This window comes from Hahella sp. KA22, assembly GCF_004135205.1.
Taxonomy (GTDB): Bacteria; Pseudomonadota; Gammaproteobacteria; order Pseudomonadales; family Oleiphilaceae; genus Hahella.
Map to the genome: position 1 here is coordinate 749,822 of NZ_CP035490.1, position 22,174 is coordinate 771,995.

21 protein-coding genes are annotated in these 22,174 nt (G+C 55.3%); 10 read left to right on the forward strand and 11 right to left on the reverse strand.

The window, feature by feature from the left end:
• Positions 1–40: 40 nt before the first annotated feature.
• Positions 41–964: an ABC transporter substrate-binding protein gene (locus EUZ85_RS03305; RefSeq protein ID WP_127967905.1), complete on the reverse strand. Its 924-nt coding sequence runs from the start codon at positions 962–964 to the stop codon at positions 41–43.
• Positions 965–1,447: 483 nt separating this feature from the next.
• On the opposite strand from EUZ85_RS03305, the gene EUZ85_RS03310 reads away from it, so the two are divergent.
• The 5 genes from EUZ85_RS03310 (at position 1,448) to EUZ85_RS03330 (ending at position 3,889) form a co-directional block, all read left to right on the forward strand.
• Positions 1,448–1,687 (forward strand): hypothetical protein, encoded by a 240-nt coding sequence (locus tag EUZ85_RS03310; protein ID WP_145965862.1) that lies wholly within the window; start codon positions 1,448–1,450, stop codon positions 1,685–1,687.
• Between the two features lie 325 nt (positions 1,688–2,012).
• Positions 2,013–2,357 carry a hypothetical protein gene (locus tag EUZ85_RS03315; RefSeq protein ID WP_127967907.1) on the forward strand — a complete coding sequence of 115 codons (345 nt, stop codon included), beginning with the start codon at positions 2,013–2,015 and terminating at the stop codon, positions 2,355–2,357.
• 70 nt (positions 2,358–2,427) lie between these two features.
• A complete protein-coding gene (locus EUZ85_RS03320; protein ID WP_127967908.1) occupies positions 2,428–3,165 on the forward strand; it encodes a PLDc N-terminal domain-containing protein in 738 nt (245 codons plus the stop codon).
• Between the two features lie 2 nt (positions 3,166–3,167).
• Positions 3,168–3,554 carry a 1-deoxy-D-xylulose-5-phosphate synthase gene (locus tag EUZ85_RS03325; RefSeq protein ID WP_206617990.1) on the forward strand — a complete coding sequence of 129 codons (387 nt, stop codon included), beginning with the start codon at positions 3,168–3,170 and terminating at the stop codon, positions 3,552–3,554.
• Entirely contained in the window at positions 3,551–3,889 is a 339-nt protein-coding gene (locus tag EUZ85_RS03330; protein WP_127967909.1) for a hypothetical protein, read from the forward strand. The genes EUZ85_RS03325 and EUZ85_RS03330 overlap by 4 nt, the downstream gene beginning before the upstream one ends.
• Positions 3,890–3,955: 66 nt before the next feature.
• Here EUZ85_RS03330 and rtcA read toward each other — a convergent pair whose 3' ends face one another.
• The 5 genes from rtcA to EUZ85_RS03355 all read right to left on the reverse strand — a co-directional run bounded on the left by rtcA (position 3,956) and on the right by EUZ85_RS03355 (position 11,055).
• The gene (gene rtcA / locus EUZ85_RS03335; RefSeq protein WP_127967910.1) at positions 3,956–4,957 is read right to left on the reverse strand and encodes an RNA 3'-terminal phosphate cyclase; all 1,002 of its coding nucleotides are present in this window, start codon (positions 4,955–4,957) and stop codon (positions 3,956–3,958) included.
• Positions 4,958–5,006: 49 nt separating this feature from the next.
• A complete protein-coding gene (locus EUZ85_RS03340; RefSeq protein ID WP_305000036.1) occupies positions 5,007–6,245 on the reverse strand; it encodes an RtcB family protein in 1,239 nt (412 codons plus the stop codon).
• Between the two features lie 202 nt (positions 6,246–6,447).
• Positions 6,448–8,037: an RNA repair transcriptional activator RtcR gene (rtcR, locus tag EUZ85_RS03345; protein WP_127967911.1), complete on the reverse strand. Its 1,590-nt coding sequence runs from the start codon at positions 8,035–8,037 to the stop codon at positions 6,448–6,450.
• A 176-nt stretch (positions 8,038–8,213) separates the two neighbouring features.
• Positions 8,214–9,578 carry a sodium:alanine symporter family protein gene (locus EUZ85_RS03350; protein WP_127967912.1) on the reverse strand — a complete coding sequence of 455 codons (1,365 nt, stop codon included), beginning with the start codon at positions 9,576–9,578 and terminating at the stop codon, positions 8,214–8,216.
• 226 nt (positions 9,579–9,804) lie between these two features.
• Positions 9,805–11,055 carry a D-amino acid dehydrogenase gene (locus tag EUZ85_RS03355; RefSeq protein WP_127967913.1) on the reverse strand — a complete coding sequence of 417 codons (1,251 nt, stop codon included), beginning with the start codon at positions 11,053–11,055 and terminating at the stop codon, positions 9,805–9,807.
• Positions 11,056–11,639: 584 nt separating this feature from the next.
• Here EUZ85_RS03355 and EUZ85_RS03360 point away from each other — a divergent pair.
• The 4 genes from EUZ85_RS03360 to EUZ85_RS03375 all read left to right on the forward strand — a co-directional run bounded on the left by EUZ85_RS03360 (position 11,640) and on the right by EUZ85_RS03375 (position 15,228).
• Positions 11,640–12,395: a nucleotidyltransferase domain-containing protein gene (locus EUZ85_RS03360; RefSeq protein WP_164887169.1), complete on the forward strand. Its 756-nt coding sequence runs from the start codon at positions 11,640–11,642 to the stop codon at positions 12,393–12,395.
• 146 nt (positions 12,396–12,541) lie between these two features.
• Complete coding sequence (locus tag EUZ85_RS03365; RefSeq protein ID WP_127967915.1) at positions 12,542–13,465, forward strand: GGDEF domain-containing protein; 924 nt, start codon at positions 12,542–12,544, stop codon at positions 13,463–13,465.
• A 132-nt stretch (positions 13,466–13,597) separates the two neighbouring features.
• Positions 13,598–14,236 (forward strand): hypothetical protein, encoded by a 639-nt coding sequence (locus EUZ85_RS03370; protein ID WP_127967916.1) that lies wholly within the window; start codon positions 13,598–13,600, stop codon positions 14,234–14,236.
• 107 nt (positions 14,237–14,343) lie between these two features.
• Positions 14,344–15,228, forward strand: coding sequence for a carbon-nitrogen hydrolase family protein (locus tag EUZ85_RS03375; RefSeq protein WP_129498710.1), 885 nt, complete (start codon positions 14,344–14,346; stop codon positions 15,226–15,228).
• On the opposite strand, the gene EUZ85_RS03380 is transcribed toward EUZ85_RS03375, so the two are convergent.
• Positions 15,143–16,795, reverse strand: coding sequence for a ricin-type beta-trefoil lectin domain protein (locus tag EUZ85_RS03380; RefSeq protein ID WP_127967918.1), 1,653 nt, complete (start codon positions 16,793–16,795; stop codon positions 15,143–15,145). The two genes, EUZ85_RS03375 and EUZ85_RS03380, sit on opposite strands and share 86 nt — an antisense overlap.
• A 369-nt stretch (positions 16,796–17,164) precedes the next feature.
• Between EUZ85_RS03380 and EUZ85_RS03385 the strand changes: the two genes are divergently transcribed.
• A complete protein-coding gene (locus EUZ85_RS03385) occupies positions 17,165–17,446 on the forward strand; it encodes a hypothetical protein (protein WP_127967919.1) in 282 nt (93 codons plus the stop codon).
• A gap of 115 nt (positions 17,447–17,561) precedes the next feature.
• Here the strand turns inward: EUZ85_RS03385 and EUZ85_RS03390 are convergent, their stop codons facing one another.
• The 4 genes from EUZ85_RS03390 to EUZ85_RS03405 all read right to left on the reverse strand — a co-directional run bounded on the left by EUZ85_RS03390 (position 17,562) and on the right by EUZ85_RS03405 (position 22,169).
• The gene (locus EUZ85_RS03390) at positions 17,562–18,314 is read right to left on the reverse strand and encodes a helix-turn-helix transcriptional regulator (protein ID WP_127967920.1); all 753 of its coding nucleotides are present in this window, start codon (positions 18,312–18,314) and stop codon (positions 17,562–17,564) included.
• Between the two features lie 143 nt (positions 18,315–18,457).
• Positions 18,458–19,618, reverse strand: a complete 1,161-nt coding sequence (locus EUZ85_RS03395) for a DUF1513 domain-containing protein (RefSeq protein WP_164887170.1) — start codon at positions 19,616–19,618, stop codon at positions 18,458–18,460.
• A gap of 1 nt (position 19,619) precedes the next feature.
• A complete protein-coding gene (locus tag EUZ85_RS03400) occupies positions 19,620–20,732 on the reverse strand; it encodes an imelysin family protein (protein ID WP_127967922.1) in 1,113 nt (370 codons plus the stop codon).
• Positions 20,733–20,744: 12 nt separating this feature from the next.
• A complete protein-coding gene (locus EUZ85_RS03405; RefSeq protein ID WP_241566942.1) occupies positions 20,745–22,169 on the reverse strand; it encodes a di-heme oxidoredictase family protein in 1,425 nt (474 codons plus the stop codon).
• Between the last annotated feature and the right edge of the window lie 5 nt (positions 22,170–22,174).

The window sequence follows — 22,174 nt, forward strand, 5'->3', positions numbered from 1 at the left end:
CCTTGCAGCGCGCTGCGGTCTCCCGCCGGCAATATATGGGTTAGAGCAGTCCGGCGGATGTTAGAAACTCCCGGGCCACTTCTTTGGGGTCGAGACCGTTAACGGCGACATCTGCGTTGAGACGTTGCAGCGTGGTCAAGTCGAGCTTTTCGAAAATAGCATCGATCATCGGACCTATATCTGGATTCGCTTTCAGTATCTCACCGCGTATCACCGCCGCTGGCTCATACACTGGCTGCACGTTGCGCGGGTCCTGCAGCACCACCATATCCAGTGCGCTCAGGCCGCCGTCAGTGCCATACGCCATCGCCGCATTGACGCCGTTTGTGCGTAAGGCGGCGGCGCGAATGGTCGCAGCGGTGTTACCGCCCGACAATACCAGGAGCTGGTCGGCGGTCAGTTCAAATCCATAGGCTTTCTGAAAGGCGGGCAGGGCGAAATCCGACTCCACAAACTCGGCGCTGGCGGCGAGCTTTATTTCTCCGCCGTCTTTTAGAAAACGGGAAAGATCATCCAGGGTCGCCAGTTTTTGCTCCCGCGCCAAATCGCCGCGCACGCTAATCGCCCAGGTGTTGTTGGCGTCAGCGGGATGCAGCCAGACTAAATTATTGGCGGCGAGATCTTTTTCTTTTGCTGTGGCGTATGCTTTGGTCGGGTCCTTCCAGACAGGGCTGTCCGCCATGTCGAAGAAAAACGCCGCATTACCCGTGTATTCAGGGTAAACGTCTATCTGGCCGTTGATCAGCGCGGTGCGGACGATTTTGGTGGCGCCAAGTTGGATGCGATCTTCTACTTCATAGCCGGCTTTTTCCAGCCGAAGCAGAATCATGTTGCCGAGCACGGAGCCTTCCGTGTCGATTTTAGATGCGACGACAATCTTGTCTTTGGCCGCTACGTGAGTGGCGATGGACAGGCCCAGTACGAGGGCGGCGGCAAGTCGTCCAAGTCTGCTCTTGCGGTTCACGATATGTCTCCTGTCGGTCAGGTCGGTCATTCAATCAGGGAAGCGGCATGAGGATCTTATTCGTTTGATGCGCCCGCTTTTTCCTGCCGGGAGGCAGCAGTGTCCCCCATGGCGCGTCTTGATTCAACCTTGGCCCGGCGATGAGGAATGGGATTGATAGTTTGTGAGATGCAGTATGCGAAAACCGATACTACACATATAAGTGGTTGACATAGCGCAACAAAATGAAGTCTGATAGCCGCTCAGTACACGCAAGAAATGCAAGGGAGGAGCCACATGATGACTCAATCAACTCATCAAAAAAGAGCCAAGGATTTGCGATCTGCAAAAGGTTGCTCTGTCTCCTTAGCTTTCCGTGTGCTGACGAACCACTAAATACTATCTATCAGCCGCGGAACTCATCGCGGCTGGTTGGATATGCGCCTGAAGTACCCATAGATACCCTTCCTTCCCGATGTGTTCCCGGCGATAACCGAGGAATACATGATGAAAAAATTTTTCGTTCGCATTAACGCCGCTGCCCGTCGTATTTTTGTTGGAACTCCACGTATCGAAGGCTTGTATGGTATGAGCGACCACTTGCTTAGAGATATCGGGATGGAGCGAATCAGCGGAAAAGGCCTGCAGCCAATGGTGAACCCTGAATCCACTATCGAACGTAAGCGCGCCGCCCGTGAAAGGGTGGAGGCGCCTCTTCCGATACCTGAATTGACGAAGATATAGATCACCGCGCCGCAGCCAATCAGGTTGCGGCGCTATCTATACAGTCTCGCCTTCATCTCCAGGCGTAGTTTGAGTTTCCCGCCTCACTTTTCTTTCTTCCACTCTCCCAAACGTCTTTTACCTGCGCTTTCTGCTCTTCTTGTTCACTATTAATGAACGGCGTCACAGACCGCACTCTGTAATTTTGAAGTAAATACGAACTCTTTTATTAAATATCGGTTAGAATGCGCGGAAAATTTTTCGCCCCCCATTTCAGGGAGAACGCCGGTCAATCGCATTTCTTGCTAACGGCGTTTATAGGATTTAGATATCAAAGCGTTTGTTTATGCAAAAACTCACTTCATTTCTGTTTGCGTTTTTGGCGTGCGCCGGCGTTCTCGTGCAGGCGTTTGTGTCCTGGTATTGGATGAATACGGATGCGCCAAGACAATTCTTAGATTTTTTCAATTCCCTATACGGCGCTGCGCCAGCCTGGTCCGAATGGGCGTTTGCACTTAAGCAAAGCTCCTGGTGGCCTCCTTTGTTGTGCGCCGCGCTGTTGATTTTCGCCATCGTGAAAAGGCCCACGCAGAAGTTGTTGGGCATGGCGGCGGGAGTGTCCCTGTTAGTTGCTGGCGGCTTGGTTTACGCCATGTATCCACTGCATCTGATGTTGCAATCGCCGGTCTAGGCTGTCGTTTATTCGAAGCCGCCGCCTAAGCAATTCTATTTACCTGATGTTATAGAGTAAGAAGTTAGAAATGCCTATTTTCGCAATTTCCATTATTTTTCAAGTTGCTCTGGTCATGCACATAGTGAAGACGGGGCGTAGCACCACCTGGATCTGGATTGTGGTCATGTTGCCCTTTGCAGGTTCTGTCGCTTATTTCCTGGTGGAAATGCTGCCGGAGCTGGCGGGAAGCCGGACCGGCAGAAACGCGCAGCGCAAAATGCAGTCTATTGTTAACCCCGACAAGGCGGTCAAACAGGCGGCCTTCAATTACTCCGTCACGGACAGCGTGGAGACCTCCATGCGGTTGGCGGAAGAGTGGCTGGCGAAAGGAATGTTCGGGGAAGCCAAGGCGATGTATGAAAAGTCCCTGAAGGGAATTCATCAGACTGATCCACACATTATGTATGGTTTGGCCCGGTCTGAGTTTGGACTGAATAACTTTGGCGCTGTCCGCTCCGTGATGGACGATTTGATCCGCCACAATCCTGATTTCAGGAACGCTGAAGCGCATCTACTTTACGCCCGAGCCTTGGCGGAACTGAATGAATCCTCGGCGGCGAAACATGAATTTGAGGCGCTGGAAGCCTACTTCCCTGGTCCCGAAGCCAGTTATTGGTTTGGAATGTTCCTGAAAGCCCAGGGCAGGGAAAGAGAGTCGCAGGAACAGTTCAAGAAAATTCTGGAAAAAGCGAAGATCTCCGGCAGACATTACCACTCATACCACAAAAAGTGGCTCAAGCTGGCCAAGCAGGAATATACGGGTTGATCATGAGATCTGAGTTGGATAGACGGATCGAATACCAAAAGCTGAGATTGGATCAGAACAACACGCCGCCGCAAGAGATGAGAGAGGCGCGATCCAGAATCATGTATATCGAAGACAAGTCTCTTGGTCTTGCAGGCCCAGCCCGCATTGGACGTGTTTATTTTTCCAAGAGTGGGAAGACGCTCTATTATCGTGGAAAAACGTTTCAAAGCCTTAAAGGACGGGGCTGCAAATCAAATTTTTATGATATTGAAAGCGGTGACGAATATTGGATTTCTGGTCCAAGAAAGGACCGTAATGACCGTTTGTATGGCGGCAATGACGGAGTAGTGGTGGATGAGGACATTGCGCAGGAATACTTTGCGTACGTGAGTGGCGTTCCTAAATGATTGAGTTTTCAGAACATAATCGGAACGCGCAAGTTCTGGCGCTGCATTATGCGCGCAGGCTGGGGGATGATTATGTGGTGGCGGTCATGTCTTCCCAGGCTGAGATCGCTACGCCTGAGGAGGCCTTACAGGTGGCGGCCTGCTTTTGGGAGATGACCGATCTGGCGGTTGAAGACGATAATGCGGGGCGCGCCGTTGTCGGCATCGACGATCTGCAATTCTGGATGTATAGGCTGTTTAATCACGTTTATGGCTATGTATCCAAAGCGGGCTTTCTTAATGAATGGAAGCAGGCTTCCCGTGAGCAATATCAAGAAGGGTCTTATCAAGAGTAAGCAGCAATCAAAATAAGGAGAGACGGGGTTCCTCTCCATTAGCAATCTCATCACTTAATCGCTTCATTACACCATCCACATGATGGCTCCGTCTCGCTCTATTTTGCGCGATGTGAACAGTTCAATGACTTCCGCGTTGGTCTGGGCGTGCAGAGACCATTCTGAAATGGAAAACCTGCCGCCTCCCGCCACCAGCATGGGAAGCATCATTTGATCCGTCAGATGCTCATCCAGTACCGCGTTGCTGTCCAGGTAGGACTTCACCTTCTGACTGAGCAACTTGGACACCAGCTCCGCCCGTTTTCGCACCTGACCCAGTTCGGAAATACAGATACGGTGGCCGTCGAATTGCAGGTCCACCGCCAGCAGGTTGCCGGCGCAGCCTGCTTCCGGCTTGCGTTGCCGTGACTCATGCACTGGGTGTTCGCGCAACGATAAGTACGCCTGTACTTCCCGCTCGCCGACCTTGCCGGGAATGTTATAGCAGTAGGCAGTCAGGCGGCTGTGACTCAGCGCGCCGCGCTCTAGCCGCTCAATCGGCTGCAAAGCCTCCGGCTGTATGCGAATGCGCCATTTACCGCCGCCGGCAGGCATAAAGCCCCAGCGCTCTGTTTCCACTTCAATTTTAGCTCCCATATCCCGCAGCAGTGGCAGGAAGGAGCGTTCAATTTCCGTAAGAGGCGGTGCGAACGGGTTATGGGTGCCGCCGCCGAACTCCACGGTAGAGACTTCTTCCGCCTGCAACAGAGGCAGTAATACAGTTTGGAACACCAGCGCCGTGCTGCCTGCGCTACCCACATCGAATTTGTAATCGCCGCCCTTTATCCGGCCGGGTTTGAACGTCAGCCGGGAGGAACCCAGTTCCGCCCCGTCCACTTTGGCGCCGCATATCGCCTGGGCGGCCTTCACGCAGGTCAGATGCTGACGCATCAGGCCGGGTTTGGGGCGCTTGCCGCGAATATGGTTAATTTCTATTTCTTTGCCGTACAGCATGGCCAGGGTCAGGGAGGATCTCAGAATTTGTCCTCCGCCTTCGCCCATGCGTCCGTCTATTACTACTTTATCCATTATAAATACCGTACAACTAATAGCATCGGCGGCGTTACGCCGCCTCTCTTCAACCTTTTACGCAAACCACCTGTCTCAGCGTATGCACGACTTCAACCAGGTCGGACTGCGCCGCCATCACGGCGTCGATGTCTTTGTAAGCGGAAGGCGTTTCGTCCACTACCGCCGCGTCTTTTCGGCATTCCACATGCGCTGTGGCGCGAGCGTGCTCTTCTACGGATACGCGCTTTTTCGCCTCGGTTCGAGACATCACTCTTCCTGCGCCGTGGCTACAGCTACAGAAGCTTTCCGCGTTGCCTTTACCGCGCACGATGTAGGAGCGGGCTCCCATGCTGCCTGGGATAATTCCCAGCTGGCCTTCCTGTGCGCTTACTGCGCCTTTACGGGTTAACCACACGTTTTTCCCGTAGTGGTTTTCCTTCTGCACATAGTTATGGTGACAGTTCACCGCTTCCAGCTCGGCGATTACCGGCTTGTTCAACGTAACCGCCAAGACGTTCAGCGCCCGCTGCATCATCGCCTGACGGTTGATGCGCGCAAAATCCTGCGCCCAGCCAACGGCATGCACGTAGTCGTTGAAGTAATCGGTTCCCTCCGCCAGATAGGCCAGATCTTTATCCGGCAGGTTTACGAAGAAACGCTCCATTTCCTTTTTCGCCAGCTTGATGAAATGCTCGCCGATACGATTCCCAACGCCGCGGGAACCGGAGTGCAGCATAATCCATACGTCGTTGTTCTCATCCAGACACACTTCGATGAAGTGGTTACCGGTTCCCAGGGTTCCCAGGTGGTTCACGTTGTTGGTGTTTTTCAAAACCGGGTGCTTTTCGCACAGGATTTTAAAGCGATCCGCCAACTCATGAGTCCAACGAGCGCCTACATCCTCCGGGATATCATGCCAGGAACCCCGGTCACGGCGTCCTGGCTGGCGACCGTGGGGTATCGCTGCTTCTATCGCGCTACGCAGCGCTCCCAGAGAGTCCGGCAATTGCGTTGCGTGCACGTCGGTTTTCACCGCCATCATGCCGCAACCGATATCCACTCCCACTGCGGCGGGAATAATCGCGCCGGAAGTGGGAATAACAGAGCCGATGGTTGCGCCCTTACCTAAGTGCACGTCCGGCATCGCCGCCACCCACTTATGAATGAACGGCAAGGACGCAATGTTTTTCAATTGCTTGCGCGCCTCCGGCTCGAATGGAACGCCGTTGGTCCAGCTTTTGATCGGAACGCCTTTTTCTACGTTAGTCACTTCATAGGGCATTTGGGGTTTTGTGCTTTGCATCATTCTCAAACCTTTTTGGTGGGACTCGCGTGTCCCGGAGCAACAGTATTTGGAGGAGACGCCTTTCAACAGGCTCATCTCGATGCCATTACTATTACAAAACCTGGGCCAACTTTTCTAATATGATTAACTATATGAAAAATAAGGAAATAATAAATATTCTCGAAATTTGGCGTTTAATAATTCTATCTATTTAGATAGGTGTTTATGTTTTTAGATTATCGAACTCCAGGTCGAATTTGCTCAGATACTGCCGTAGCCGGTGGGAGTCGTTACTGGAGCTTTTACGCAATCGGGAGCGGTTGAAGAGCTGACGTCCCGCCTCCGACAAGGAGCGGCTGTCACGGCAGAGCGCAATCACGCTGCGTAACTGATATTGGTCGAAGGCGTCAATTTCCGCCACCTGTTCAGGAGACAGATAGTCCTCCAGTGATGGCAGAGACTCCTGAGCGTTACTGCGTCGCCAGAATCGTCGTAGACGATCGCACTCTTCATCCACCAGCGTTTCGTTGATGCGGCCGCCTTCAGAGAGTGTGGCCATGCGTTGTACGCAGGCGTTCAGGTCGCGGAAATTACCTTGCCATAAGGAATCCGGCTGTTGGGCGAAATGCAGAAATCTGGTCCGGGCGGCTTTATTGAAGCTGACCTTATGCCCTAACTGCTGTTCGGCTTTTTGTAGCTCATAGTCCAGGTTGGGCTCTATGTCTTCGCGTCGGTCTTTCAGCCCGGGCAGTTCATAACTCCACAAATTGATGCGGGCCAGCAGATCCTCCCGAAAGCTGCCGTTATCGACCTGCCTTTGCAGGTCGCGATTGGTGCCGGCAATAAGCTGGAAGTCGCTGTGCGCAGGATTGTCTGAACCGACGGGGTAGAAGCGCTTCTCTTCAATGGCGTGCAGCAGCATCGCCTGTTCATCCAGGCCCAGTTCGCCGATTTCATCCAGAAACAATAGTCCTTGATCGGCCTTGGCGAGCAGGCCCTTACGAGCGGTTTGCGCGCCGGTGAATGCGCCCTTGTTATGGCCGAATAACGCCGACATGGCGCTGTCGCCGCGTAGCGTGGCGCAGTTGACTGACACAAATTCACCTCTGACGGAGCCGCGGATTTTCTTCAGCTCAAAAATCTTGCCGGCGAGCTGGGATTTGCCTGCCCCAGTGGGGCCGGTGATCAGAATCGGCGCCTGGGAGCGAATCGCCACCCGCTCGATCTGCTGGATCATGGCGTTGAAGCGGGCGTTGCGGGTGGCGATGCCTGATTTGAGAAACTCTGTCCCTTCCAACTGCTGGCGCTTGAAGCGTGAACTGATGGCGTCGTATTTGGAGAGGTCGAGATCAATCAGATGATATTTCCCTGCGGCGACGCGTTCGCCCCGGTCTGGAGAGGTCTGCAAAATCTGCGCGGGAATGTAATTCGCCTCACACAGCAGGAACCAGCATATCTGCGCAACATGGGTGCCGGTGGTGATATGCAGGAGATAGCGTTCCTCATCAGGCTTGAAAGGATAGTTTTCGGCGAAATCCAGCAGGGTGCTGTAAACCTGCTCGAAGTCCCAGGGATCGCTGAAGCTGATCTGGCGCAGGCTCACTTCCGTGTCCGGCGAAACAGTTTCGATATCCGCGCCCACGTTATTGGCCAGGCGTGAGTCTCTGGCGTCGTGCAGCAGCTCAATGCGATCGATCAACAGGTCCTGCTGCATGAAGATGCCGACGGTCGGCCGCCACGTTTCCCAGCGCGCAGGCCCTTTGCCGCGTTTATCCATGGTGGTGCCCAGCAGACCGATGACTACGTTTTTCATATGATCTTTTTCGATAAATGGTTACAGACAGCGATCATATTCTCCGAAGGCCGAGAGGAAGGCAACTTGATAGCTGGAGTGTATGTTTGCAGGGATTAAGGTGGAGAGGGGCGGGAAGTCTATGGATGAGTATAAAAAAGGCCGCGCAAAGGCGGCCACAGGGGTTTATGAGATCGTTAAGTTCTAACCGCCGCCATTTTTATGGTGGCGAAGTGCTCATTGGTCAACTTGACCAGAATTGGCGACAACAGCAATAGTGACAGCAGGTTGGGGATGGCCATAAACGCGTTGAAGACATCGCCAATCAGCCAAACAAACTCCAACTGCGCCAAGGCGCCAATCATGACGCACAGGGTGCTCAGCAGACGGTAAGGAATAATCGCGGCGGAGCCCATCAAGTATTCCCAGCATTTCTCGCCGTAATAGGCCCAGCCCAGGATGGTGGTGAACGCGAAAACGATCAACTGGATCGCCAGCAGGTACTCTCCGAACCCCGGCATCGCCGCGGCAAATGCGCTGGCGGTGAGCGCTGCGCCGGACACGCCGCTTTCCCAGACGCCGCTGGTGATTAGCGCCAGACCGGTCAGGGTGCAGACAATAATGGTATCGATGAAAGTACCCATCATACCGATAAGACCAGAGGTCACCGGGTCAGAAGTTTTCCCCGCCGCTTGCGCGATACCTGCGGTGCCAAGGCCGGCTTCGTTGGAGAAAATGCCTCGGGCGACGCCGTACCGAATCGCCATCATCACTGCGGCGCCGGCGAATCCACCTGTAGCGGCGGTGGGAGAGAAAGCGTGGGTGAAGATCAGGTCGAAAGCGTGAGGGATACGATCAGAGAACGTGAACAGGATATAAAAGGCGCAGAGGATATAGGAGATGCACATGGTAGGCACCAGCGCCTGCGCCACAGCGCCGATGCGTTTGATGCCGCCGAGCAATACAAAGCCGATCAGCACGGTCATGACGACGCCAGAGGCGGCGGCGGGGATGCGGAAGGAGGTGTTCATTACCTCTGCGATGCTGTTGGATTGCACCATGTTGCCGGCGCCGAATCCCGCCAGGCCGCCGAACAAGGCGAAGGCGCCGCCCAGCCAGGCCCATTTGGGGCCCAGGCCGTTTTTGATGGCGTACATGGGGCCGCCAACATATTCGCCGTTCTCGTCTTTTTCACGAAAGCGCACCGCCAGTACGACTTCCGCATATTTGGTCGCCATGCCCACCAGAGCGGTGGCCCACATCCAGAACAGCGCGCCCGGCCCGCCGAGCGCCAGCGCGGTGGCGACGCCGGCAATGTTTCCGGTGCCCACTGTCGCAGCCAGGGCGGTCATCAGCGCGGCGAAAGGGCTGATTTCCCCAGGGTCCCGAGTATCCGGCTTACGACCTCTCCATACCAGTTGCAAGCCCAGTTTGAGCGTAAATAAGGGCATGAATTTCAAGCGGAATTGCAAAAACAGCCCTACGCCCAGAATAAGAATGAGCATGGGGGGGCCCCATACGAAATCATTCAGGTCGGATACCAGTTTATGAATAGTTTCCAAGGGATTTTCTCCTCTCTTTATTTATCAGGCGGCGCTGTGGAGGGCGCTGCGCTGCTTCCCATACGTTTTTTGAAAGACGCGGCGTCGCGTCGGGTCACAGCTCCCGACGTGCGCCAGACACAGGATGTGGATCAAGCGTGCGTCCAATGGTTCGCCGTCCTCGTTGAGAACGGCGGCGAAGCGGAGCTCCATCCGCCAGCGACGGTCCCTCAAATAGCAGTGGTTGTCAGTAGCGGTCTATTCCCAGTCCCTCAGTGTCAATCTCGGGTTGGCGTCCGGATATGATATCCGCGATGACGCGCCCCGTGCCCGCCGCCATGGTCCAGCCCAAGGTGCCGTGGCCGCTGGCGACATAAAGTTTGTCGATGGACGTCGCCCCAACGATGGGGGTTCCGTCCGGAGTCATGGGGCGAAGACCGGTCCAGAATTCAGCTTCGCCATTGGCGTAACCGGTTCCGAACAGGTCGTCCGCCACAAACTCCAGTGTGTTCTTTCTGGCTTGATGCAGGCGCAGGTCGTAGCCCGCCAACTCCGCCGTTCCACCGACCCGGATACGGTCGCCCAGGCGGGTGACAGCTACTTTGTAGGTTTCGTCCAACAGCGTCGATTCGGGAGCCCGGTCTGGGTTCTTTACCGGCAAGGTAATCGAATAGCCTTTCACCGGAATGATGGGCGCCCTGAGCCCCAATGGTTTCAATAGCAGTGGGGTGTAGCTGCCGAGCGCGACGATATAGGCGTCCGCCTGCATCGGGCCTTGATCCGTTTGCACTGATACGATTGCGTCGCCGTTTTTCTCCAGCCCACGGATGACGACGCCTTGTTTAAATACGACGCCTTTTTCTTCCGCCAATGCGGCTAAAGCTTGCGTGAATTTAAAGCAGTCCCCGGTCTCGTCGCCGGGCAGACGCAGTCCGCCGCTGATTTTGTCTCTGACAGTGGCGAGTCCTGGTTCGTATTTGATGCAGCCGTCGCGATCCAATAACTCATAAGGAACGCCAAAGGATTCCAGAATCTGGGTGTCCGCCAATGCGGCGTCGACCTGCTGTTGTTTGCGGAATAATTGAATGGTGCCGCGGCTGCGTTCGTCGTAACTGATACCGGTGTCGGCGCGCAGCTGTTTGAGTACGTCGCGACTGTACTCGGCCAGTCGCAACATGCGTGATTTATTCTGGTGGTAGCGGTGAGCGTTTGCGTTAGCCAGGAATTGCGTGGTCCAGCGCCAAAGGTCGGGGTTCAGGCTGGGGCGAACTACCAGTGGACGGTGCTTCATACACAGCCACTTGATCGCTTTTAATGCAATCCCAGGCGCCGCCCAGGGCGCAGAGCAGCCGGGGGATATCTCGCCAGCGTTGCCGTAACTGGTTTCCAGCGCAGGACCGGTCTGACGGTCGACAACAGTTACTTCATGACCCAGCTGAGCCAGATGATATGCGGTGGAAACGCCGATGACGCCGCTGCCCAGGATAATTACACGCATTTATTGTCCTTGTTGTCTCTGCTTTGACTTCGCTGCGCGGCTCGCTGGACGCGCAGGCTGCGCCATTAAATAACAACCGTATATAAATCTGCATAAGTAATTCCCATAGTTGTGCATGGAGAATTTGGCTTTCAGGTCGCCGGATTACGCAAAAAATATCCTGATCAAAAAAGATAACTAGCTATTATCTTTGATAACTTGTCCTGCATTTTGCGCTGCGCTCTTGTGCCCTTCGCCTTAGAAAATATTTACATAAGTGCTTTTAAAACAATGGCATAAATTATTTTTTGTCAGCCTGAAAAATATTGGCGCGATCTTTGTTATGTCAGGGACGAGAAGAAAGGGCGCGAAGGCGAAAAGGCGAGCCGCCGGCAAACGATTAAGGCGGCCGGTGAAGGGTAATACCGAGACCATTTGGCGTATTGACGAAATTTGAGGATGCAGGTCCGGGCTCGTTGTGGGGTTCGCGACTGGCGCGCGTTATAGGTCAATACCGCTTCGGAGTAATGCCTGGAGTATTGGTTATTGTGGGTTCGAGTCCCACCGCGTCCACCATATTAGAAGTAACAATAGGAGTGGCGACAATGGAAAAGCGGATACAGGAAACCCTGGAGCGGATCGAGTGGGAGCACGATGTAAAGGTGCTTTACGCTTGCGAATCAGGCAGCCGGGCCTGGGGATTCGCTTCCCGGGATAGTGATTATGACGTTAGATTTATCTATCAGCGCTCACTGTCCCACTATTTATCGTTAGGCAAACGGCGGGATGTGATTGAACTCCCGATAGATGATGAACTAGATGTCAGCGGCTGGGATATCAGCAAGGCCTTGACGCTGTTACGCAACGGTTCGGCGACGCTGCAGGAATGGCTGAACTCGCCAATAGTTTATAGCCGGGACGTAGTGTTTCTCGCGCAAATGAAGTATCTGGCGTCGCTTTCCGCGCGTCCCGCAGCCTTGTTTCATCACTACTTCTCCATGGCGCGTAATGAGCGTGAGAGGCTGGCGGCGGGCGAGGTCAACGCCAAGCGCTATGCCTATATGCTGCGCACGTTGCTGGCGGCGATGTGGGTGGCGGAACATCGGACGCCTCCACCGGTGCGCTTCTATGAATTGAAGGCGCGCATGCTGGGCGGCGGTCCGATAGTGACGGAAGTTGATGCATTGCTGGAGCGCAAGGCGATGGGGAATGAAAAGGAAGTTATCAGACCTGTCTTAGCGATAGACTGCTTTGCGGATGCTCAGTTTGAGGCGCTGGAGACAGTGCGTTTTGAACCTGTGGACAAGCTCGATCTTGAAACCATGGATCGATTTTTCATGCAGATGCTAAACGCCGCTTAGCCTCTACAATCAGGGCCGGAGTTTTCCGGCCTTTCCCTCCACTCACTGTTCTGTGACTGCGAAGCATTGGCGCAGCGCGCATTTCGGCTATACTTTCATCAGAATTCTCTTTAAATCTGAGCCATTTAGCAGTTGAGAAACGGTGGGTGCAAACAGATAGCAATAACAAGAGGCAACTCAACAAGCTCGTGGTGGGAGGCGTCGTTCTGGCGTTGACGATTCTGACCATACTGGCGTATTGGTATCATCGGCGCTCAGCGGAAGTTGAATGGCTGGCACTCAATCCAGATCCAGACGCGCAGACGCTGGTGTCTCCTACACAGCCTCAGGGACTGCCGCCGGATATTTTCACTGCCGAGCCGCAACACCGCAATCTTGATGGCGATGTAGTCTACGTCACCCCTTTGCCGGGCGGTCAACTCTGGCTGGCTCGTCGTAATCCAACGTCCACGTTCATCTTGACGGCGATTCTGCGCACTATCCCGGTATTGCTGCTACTGGCCAGTCTCGTCGTGCTTGGATACTACATCTGGAAAACCCGTATTTTCGCGGAACGGGTGAAAGAGCTGATCATGTATGACCCCGTCACCAAAGTGTTGAACTGGCGATTCGCGGAAGAGCGCTGCACTCAGATGGTGAAGCATTGTCGGCGCTACAAGGAGGAGTTCAGTTTTCTGGTGCTTGATGGCGACCATTTTATCTGGATTAACGACAACTTCGGGCCGGAAGCGGGGGATGAAGCATTGATATTCCTGGCGGAAACCATCAAGAACGTGATCCGTGAGGTGGATATTCTGGGACGATATGGCGGCGAAAAGTTCGTGATTGGATTGCCTTCCACAGACCTCAACGGCGCGGTGGTGGTTGCGGAGCGCATCCGGCAACTGTTTGAGCAGTGCAAACCCACCAGCTACGATGTGCGCTACAGCGTCAGCATCGGCTGCGCCCAACTCATCCGCAATGAAGATCTGCATGACACTATCAAACGCGCCACCCACGCCCTGTATCGGGCCATAAAAGGCGGGCGCAATCGCGTCGCCGCCTCCAAAAACCACGAAGCCGCCGCCTGACAGAGATTTGTTTTATCTCTCCTTTCGCATTTGCGCATCGACGCGAACTATACTTGGACTAACTGCTGGTTCAACGGATAAGACGACCTTTATCCCGCTTGCCTTTCACTTTGCAGCCATGGAGGACGTCTTATGAACGCCGGGACTGCGCTGTACAGACGCGTCTTTCTCAAGCTTTTGCTGGGAGCGTCGTTGTGGCCTTGGCGTGGAGCGCGCGCGGAGGACATTGATAGCGATTCTTGCGGCGTCACGCAGGCGGCGCCGGAAGGCCCATTTTATGTGCGTAACGCCAGAGAAACCGCCTATATCAACTACCGCAATCTTCCTGGTCGCTTGATGAGAGTCGAGGGAACAGTGCTTGGAGGTCCTCTGGGCGCGCTTCCTTTGCCGGAAGCGCGCGTCGAGATCTGGCACGCTGACGGCGATGGTCGCTATCACCCTGCAGGCGATGGCGACGTCAGTGAGTATTCTCTGGATGCAGTGAACCTGCGTGGCGTGGGTTATACCGACGCCATCGGCCGCTATGCGTTCCACAGTATCGTTCCGGGAACCTATGGAGGACGTCGCAGGCATATCCACTGGAAGTTCAGTGCGCCGGGATATCGCACCCTGACGACGCAAAGCTATTGGCGTGAGGATCAGGGCGGCGCGCAGGCGTTAACGGATGCGGTTGATCGTCATCCGGACCGCTGTCGCTGGTTGGACTTCTCGCTTGACCGGAAAGGCATTCAGGTCGGCGTCTTTAATGTGGTTTTAAAACCGTTGCAGTAGCCTTCGCAGTTGATTTACACCGCCAAGCTGTACACAGCTCGTGACGCGCGTGGATGCGCGTCGACGGGTTTATAAAAAAGGACGTACGCATACAAAAGGATTGATATATGAAAATTGCATTGGCATCTCCGCCGATCCCGAAGTCTGTCGATAATGCGCTGCAGTGGGTGGACCGTCTGGTCACGGAGGCGACCCTGTCGAAGGTGGACCTGATATGTTTTCCAGAAGCCTATGTGCCGGGAATTCGAGGCATGGACTTCAAGGTTGAAAACTGCTCGCCAAGGAAAATGCAGTCAGCGCTGGACCGAATTTGCGATCTGGCGCGAAAAACCTCCACTAACATCATACTTCCCATGGAATGGCCAACCCCGGAAGGGCGTCGCAATGTCGCCTTTGTCGTGGATCGTCGCGGCGTGTTGTTGGGACGGCAGACGAAGAATCACCTTGAGCAGGGCGAAGAGGCCTATTTCATCCCGGGGTCCCGACGGCAGTTGTTTGATGCGGATGGCGTGAAGTTCGGCATTGTGATCAGCCATGAAGGGTGGCGTTGTCCGGAAACGGTGCGATGGGCGGCCAGTCGCGGCGCCAAGATCGTCTTTCATCCCCATTTTACAGGCAGTCATTTCAAGGGAGTGAAGCTGACGCAATGGGGAAAGCTGGAAAATCCGTTCTACGAGCGGGCCATGCAATGTCGCGCTATCGAAAACACGGTCTTTTTCGCCAGCGTCAATTACGCAATGGATTATCAGGGGTCCGCCACCACCTTAATTGCGCCTGACGGCGCCTGTGTGGCTTATCAACCTTATGCGGAGGTGGGTGCGTTGGTGATTAATATCGACGTCAGGGACGCCACCGGGATCAACGCCCGGCGATACGCCCTGAACGCGATCTGGAGGAGGCCTGAGGTCAGTCCCAGCTCCAGCGCTGTGACTTGCCGCCGTGATACTCCCACAAATGCGCGCGCTGGCCATCGCCCCAGAACGGGTCTTTGATGTCCAGCGCCATGTTTGTGGCGTTGGAGATGCGGAAGCTGTTGCTGGGCCCTCGCAGCCAAACCTGATTGGACCCGCCGTGGCAACTCCACAGCACGATGCGGGTTCCTTTCTCAGTACCGGCGCCGGACACGTCGATGCACTTGTCCGGCGCCGATTTGGCGTGGATCATGCCGTATTGATCCCGCCACCATAACTGACTGTCGGCGCCGTGACAGGACCACTGATGGATCTCCACGCCGTTATGGGTTTCGCGGCCTTCGAGGTCCAGACATTTACCTTTGTCATTGCGCAGTTTGCGCCAGACTACAGCGCCGTCATCTCCCGGCAGGGTGACCGCAGGCTGATCGCCCGGCGTCCAAACGCCTTCTTGCGTCAAGTCAGAATAATTCAGCCACACATTGGCGTAGCCCATTGCAGCCTTGGCGTTCTGCAGCATTTGGTTCTGGTAGCCGTTTTTCGGCGTGGCGAAGCGATAATCGCCGCCGAACTCTTGTTGGCAGAAAAACTCGCCCTGCTCCCAGATTGCATTGCTCTGCGTAACCGCCCAGGCGTCGCTGGTTTTGCTGTAACAGGCGAAAGGACGCACGTTGCTGCAGGCGGCGTCATTGAAGCGACCATTGCCCCATTGCTCGGCGCAATGCTCGTTGTTATTGGCGTTGTTGGGCTCATTCTGGTCCCAACTCCACACCGCGGCGGTCATGCGTTCGTCAAAGGCTTTCAGCTGATCCAGACCGACGATGCCCAGGCTGCAGCGCGCGGCCTGCGCCATTAATTCCGGAGTGATCGGCTGTGGCGGGTCGCCGAATACATCGGATAGGCGGGTGCTGTCTTCAAAGATGCGAACCAGATTATTCTGCACGAAATTCACATCGTATTTGTCCGTGCGGCATTCCGGGTAGGGATGGAAATGGTCATTATCGGTGGGAAAGCCATAGTTGTAGACCGTCTGCGCCCAGGCGTCCGAGCCGCAATTACCGCCGATCAGCAGCACCTGCCCGCCGCTGTTGAGAATGTCCGCTTTGCTGATGTTCATGGGCAGCGTGGCGCAGCTTCCCGGCTTGTATATCAAATCTCCCATCTGCCGGTTCAGCGCCGCGACGGCGTCATCGTAGCGGCCGTCCACATGTTCTTCGAGATAGATGATCAATACTTCACCGCGATTGCCGTCCTGTCGCAACCAGGTGGCGACCTCTTTCAGGCCATCCTCGAAACGGCGGTCAAAAGCGGAGCAGCCAGTGTGTTCATTGGTTCCATGACATAGTTTCAGGTCGCCGTAGGTGTAGTGAATGTCCAGCTCTAAAGCGCGTATTCCCATATCCAACTGATCCACTAGACTGTAAATGTGGTTGGGGTCCCAGTAGCTGCCCAGGTTGGCGTAGGCGGAGGAGTTATAACTGTTATGCGTATAAGGAAAGTTGGCGCGGCCCAGTGGTTCTCCCAGGTCCAGGGTGCGTTGATGCGTTAGAGCGCGGTAAGTCCAGCTGTTGCGGAAGTCTTCAATCTCGTTGGCGCAGACCGAAGACGCGACCGCCGCTATCACTGCGGCGTATGCGAGTTTTTTCATGAGAGGTATCCCTATCTTATCGTTATTTTGCCAGGGGCTTTTTATATCCTGCTCAGGTTACAACCCAGGTACAGGCTTTAACCGTGCGGATACAAAGATAAGGTTACAAAGTGTTCTATTTTCTTCCAATGCGGCGGGCTTGAAATGCTTGGCGGGTCACAAATTGAGCGGTATTTGGCTTGTATAAATATGCATCCGCTATGCCACACACTGTTACAAATACGTACGCAGGCCGCCGCTTTTTTGTGAACAAAAATTAACCGGTTTATGGGCGCCAACTGGCGGAATTTATGGTCCAAACTGAAAAAGAGAGCGTAATTTTTGGCGCAGCAGGAACAACAAAACTCCCAAAAACTGAGGAGGTGACGTATGTGTACTAAACAATCAGTAGGATTTATCGCTGGTTTAGCGCTAGCGGTGTCCAGCTCTTTTGTTCTGGCCAGTGATGGAAGTATCGCCAATACCAGAGCGGAAAATCTTGAAGTTCAAAATATGGACGAGATGATCGCGGAGTATTATATCGAGAAAGGTGAAGCAACCGCCGCGGGTCCACAATCTCAAGACATGCGTAGCATGCGCTACGAACACAAACGGAGCAGCGAATATCCGAATGCTCATCAACGCAAATGGGAACAGGTCGGAAATGACTGAAAATAGCCTTTGTTCCCTATGATCTCCTTCTCAGGTGGACAAAGGAATCGAGTATGTGCTCGTGAGAGACAGGGACTGGCGGCAAGGAGTCGTTGGTCCCTTCTTCGTTATTGAATTAGAACTTTTTAGTGGAGGGCTCGCGTCGTAGTCGAGTGAAAGACTGCGGTTCCCAGGGGCGTATCGCCATGACGAAGGCGGTGCCAAATTTATCATTTAGTGGGATGGCTTCATCCTCCGCCACCAAGGCGTGAAACTCCGCCGCCAGGCGTTGCATGCGACGCTGAATTTCCGCGTTAGAACGTCGTGACAGCATGCCACTCAGGAAAAGTCGGCTTTCTCCATTTTTGTTGAAGCGCGATTGCAGAAATTCGTTTTGCACCTGTTGCTCAAAGAATTGCTGGATGGGACCATGAGGACGCCAAGAGAAATGTCGGGAGATTTTCAATTTCACCCGGTTGCCCGGCAATAATTCAATTAGCTTCATACGGTCCAGCTTGGCCAGTAGCCGCACGCCTTCCAGTTCTTCGATCTGATAGGTGCTGATGATTTCCTTGAAGGTCCATTTATTCAGTAGCAGTTGGGCGGTGAGTAACAGGTTGATATCGCCGGCCAGGTCCTTTTCCTGCTCCTCCGTCAGTTCCGTAATTTCTCCAGAACTGTTTTCCATACTGCGCACCAGATCGGAGATTTCGATACCGAGGAACTCGCAAACCCGGTCCAGCCGCTGTAGTGAAAAGCTGCGTTCGGAGAACAAGCGCTTGACGCTGGCTTCGGATAACTCCAAAGCGGCGGCGACGTCAGCGTAGGTTTTCCCTTGGGCTTTGAGGGTGCGTTTGAGAGTGTCGATCAAAGCGATGGTCTGCGGCATAACAATCCTTCCGGGGGGACAGCGGACCCAAATAATAGCCCTGTCACGGGGTGACGTCGAGAGAAGAGGGAGATTGGGCTTTGCCAGAGCGCGCCAGGGCCGTATTGACCCTGGCGGAAGAATGGCGCTGACGACTTGCGGGGCTAGCCCGCCAACGTCATGTGGTTATCCCAGCGTGTGCCGGCGACAGACCAGTGTTGTTCAACTTTCATTGTCAGCGGGTCGACGCGGATCACTTCCCCTTCGCCGCTGCTGGCCAGGAATTCTTTACCGTCAGGCGTCAACGAGAGTCCGCAGACATCCGGCAGGCTAATCTTCCCAACGCATTTATGTGCGTCCAGATTCCATAAGGTGATGGAGTCCCCTCTGGGAGAGGTGATGCCCGCCACGCGCAGCTGTGAATTGATCACCACGCTGCCGGTGTAATTCTTCAGGCTGCGCCACAGGCTGTATTCAGCCGATGCGGCCTGAATTGGCGAACCGGATTTGTGCATGTAGACCAGAGGCGGCGTATCTGTGATAGGGCCTTCGTACTGACAGCCGAAGCAGACTGTGCCGTCGTCGGCCACATCCAAATGACGAATGCTGAGCTTTTTATCCTCCAGCTCCCAGCGCTCCAATAGTTCGCCGCTGGCGATGTCGATATAAGCCAGCGAGGGCTCCATGGCGTCAGGATTCAGTTTTTCCCGTGGATTATCCGGATGCGTCAGGATGCCGCCATTGGCCACCACCAGGGCTTTGCCGTCTGCGGATAAACGCAGCTCATGCGGTCCGATGCCGCCGCTGGACCACTCGCCCACCTGACGGTAGCCGTCCTGGGCGTCGCGAACGCCAATGACGCCACGGCCGCTGGCGTAATCGTTCTCCGTGGTGTAGAGATAGCGGCCATCGCGGGAATAGCAGGCATGACCGAAGAAGTGTCTGCCTTCCGCGCTGGAGAACTCTTCATAGCTGGGCTCGCCATCCGCCTGACGGCGGACTACCGCCGCAAAGCGGGCGGGACGACGGCCGACCAGGACGAACTCTTCGCCAGACGGATGCCGCGCCACGCCGTGTCCGCGTCCAGGTAGGGCGTGTTCCATCAGTATGTCGCCCTGTAGGCTCCACAATATCAGGAGGGAGTCGCCGCCAGCGCCGTTCACGGATGAAAACAGCGCGCCTGCGGCGGCGCTGCCGCTGGTTGCCTGTTTGGCGGCGAACGCCCAGCCAGGGACGGCCATCGCCAGTCCGCCAAGCGCCAGTCCGCGGGCAAGTTGGCGGCGGGTTAAGGTCAGTTGGGAGTGGTGATTGGGTTTGGTGCGCATATCAGTCCCCATCCTCGCTGTTGAAATCCCGGGTAACGCCGATAGCGGGAAACAGTTCTTTTTCCACGGTCGCCTGCAGCTGGCGGAGCGCTTCATGCAGTTTTTTAACCTTGGCGGTTTTTTCCGCATCATGCACGGCGTCTTCCAGAGCGAAGTCGATCTGCGCCAGTTGCGTATCAACCTCATCCAGCAGTCCGGTGATTTTTTTATGCATGGCGGCGTTATCGCGTGAGAGCAGGAAGTCGTCAAAGCCATAACCGTCGCCGCCCATATAGAAGCCTCTCAGCGCGCTGAGGTTGTGGCGGATGTTGGCGATGGAGTTGCGACTGTGGAAGGACTCCAGGGCTTTCAGCTTGGCGGCGCGGCCTTCCAGCCCCAGTGGCGTCGCCACTTTGTTGGCGGTGATTTGCTGGATTCCGGTCATAAGCCCGTTCAGGTACTCATCGACGCCTTCCTGAGGCACGCTGAGACCGCCATCGGCTTCAAAGGGATTTTCGAAATTGTCGCCGAAGCCGCCTGTCCATTCCTTTTCCAGCTCCGTCGCCAGCGCAACGCTGTGGTCGGCGATTGCAGTCAGAGCCTGGCAGCGGCGGGCGCCGTGATCAGCCGACTGCAGTTTGCCGAGTGCGTCTTTGCCGAACAGCAGGTACTCGACAGCGGGCAATCCCTGGATAGCGATACTGCCGTTGTTGATTGCGTCCTGCAGCGGGTCTGATCCGGACGCCAGCCCTTCTACAGCGCGCTCCAGCAGCTTTTCCCGGATAGGCCAGCTTTGCATACGCAGGCGGCGGTCCTGCTCCTGCAGTGGACCGAACTGAATGAGCGATACGCTCATCCAGGTTTGCATAACATCGCGCCATGCCTGTTGCGCTTGCTCAAGAGACTGCGCGTTCGTCGCCTCGCACAGAGCGGACGCTTTGGTTTTGAGCGTCTGCACTTTGGCGCTGAGCTCTTGGTGGGCGGGAACGATCATATTGCTTCTGGCCTGCTTTAGAATCTGCAGGTACTCCTTCTCAAAGCTTTCTCCCGCTGCGCCTGAGGACAGCGTCAGCGCGGACGCCGCCAGGACGCCAGCGCGGAACAGTCCGAATAGACTTGTCGATTTAGAATTCAAAAGCGGACTCCTCTACAGAGATTCCAAAAACTTCACCAGCGCGTCACGATCATCCGCTTTAAACGCCAGCACTTTATCCCGTGACTGTTGCGCTTCGCCTCCGTGCCAAAGCACTGCTTCCAGCAAGGTGCGCGCGCGCCCGTCATGCAGATAAGTCGCCTGGGCATTGACGACTTGGCTCAACCCCACGCCCCAAAGCGGCGGCGTGCGCCATTCCGTTGCGGTGGCGTCATGCTCCACGACTTCGTCTGCAGGCGCGGGAGAACCGTTCAGTTTCAGGTCCGCCAGGTCCGGGCCCATATCGTGGAGCAACATGTCTGTATAAGGGAAAATAGTCTGCTCGGATTGTTCGATATGATCTTTGCCCAGCTTCGCGGTGACGAAAGACTCGTTGTGACAGGCGTTGCAGCCGGCCTCTCGAAACAGACGGTGGCCTGTTTGTACGACGCTGTCCTCGATGTTACGACGTGCGGGAACCGCCAGATTGCGGCCGTAAAAGGCGACGAAATCGAGGATGTCGTCGCGAATTTCAATGCCGTTTTCATCCGCGCCATTGGGCGCTTTTTTGCACGCGCTCTGGGCGTCTGTGCAATGGTCCGCAGTGAACAGAGAGGACGTGAGGCCCATGTCGCCATTGAAAGCGCCGGCCGTCTGCTGTTTGACAGTGGGTTGTCCGGCTTTCCAGCCGAAGCGCCCAAGCGTTTGCGCTTTTTGCTCCACATCCCAAACCCGGTTGGGACGCCCGGATACGCCGTCATGGTTGCTGTCCTGTGGGTCCGCCAGAGCTTCGATATCCGCCTGGGGAATAGCTTCCAGCAGGCCCAGACCAATTACCGGCGGCGCCACCCGTAAAGACAGGGTCAGGTCGTCCGCAGGATCGCCATAGGCCCAGTTGCGCAGACGCCACTGCGGCCGCCGCAGACTGACCTTGAAGCCGTCAGCGAAGCTCACGGTCTCTTCGCTGTAGCTGACTTCTATGCGGGCTTCCGGCGATACTCCGGGAATAGCGCGGTCCTGCAACTGGCCGCCGTAGACAGGGTCGCCCAGATTAGCCACTTCGGGTTTGTTCAATAGCGCTTGCTCTTCAGCGTTACGCGCCGGTCGGCTTAAACGGATCAGCAGGCTGTCGGCGTCGTCCGAAGCGTTGGCGGGAGCATGGCCGCGACCATCATTAAAGTGACAGCTTTGACAGGCGCTGACATTGAAAAGAGGCCCTAAACCGTCGCGCAGATCTGTCGTAGCCGGCGCGATGACCCAGGGGTCTTCAAAAAAGTCGTTGCCAATCAGGAAGTCGCCTTTGCGACGGGAGCTCATATTGGCGGAATTTAGACTGAATGCGCCGGCGTGCGTCGCCGGTACGGTGGTGTCTCCGCCGGACTGCTTCTGGGTGGCGAGATCGTAATCCATCGCTGTGGCGCAGGAGGACGCTGTAATCAAAAAAG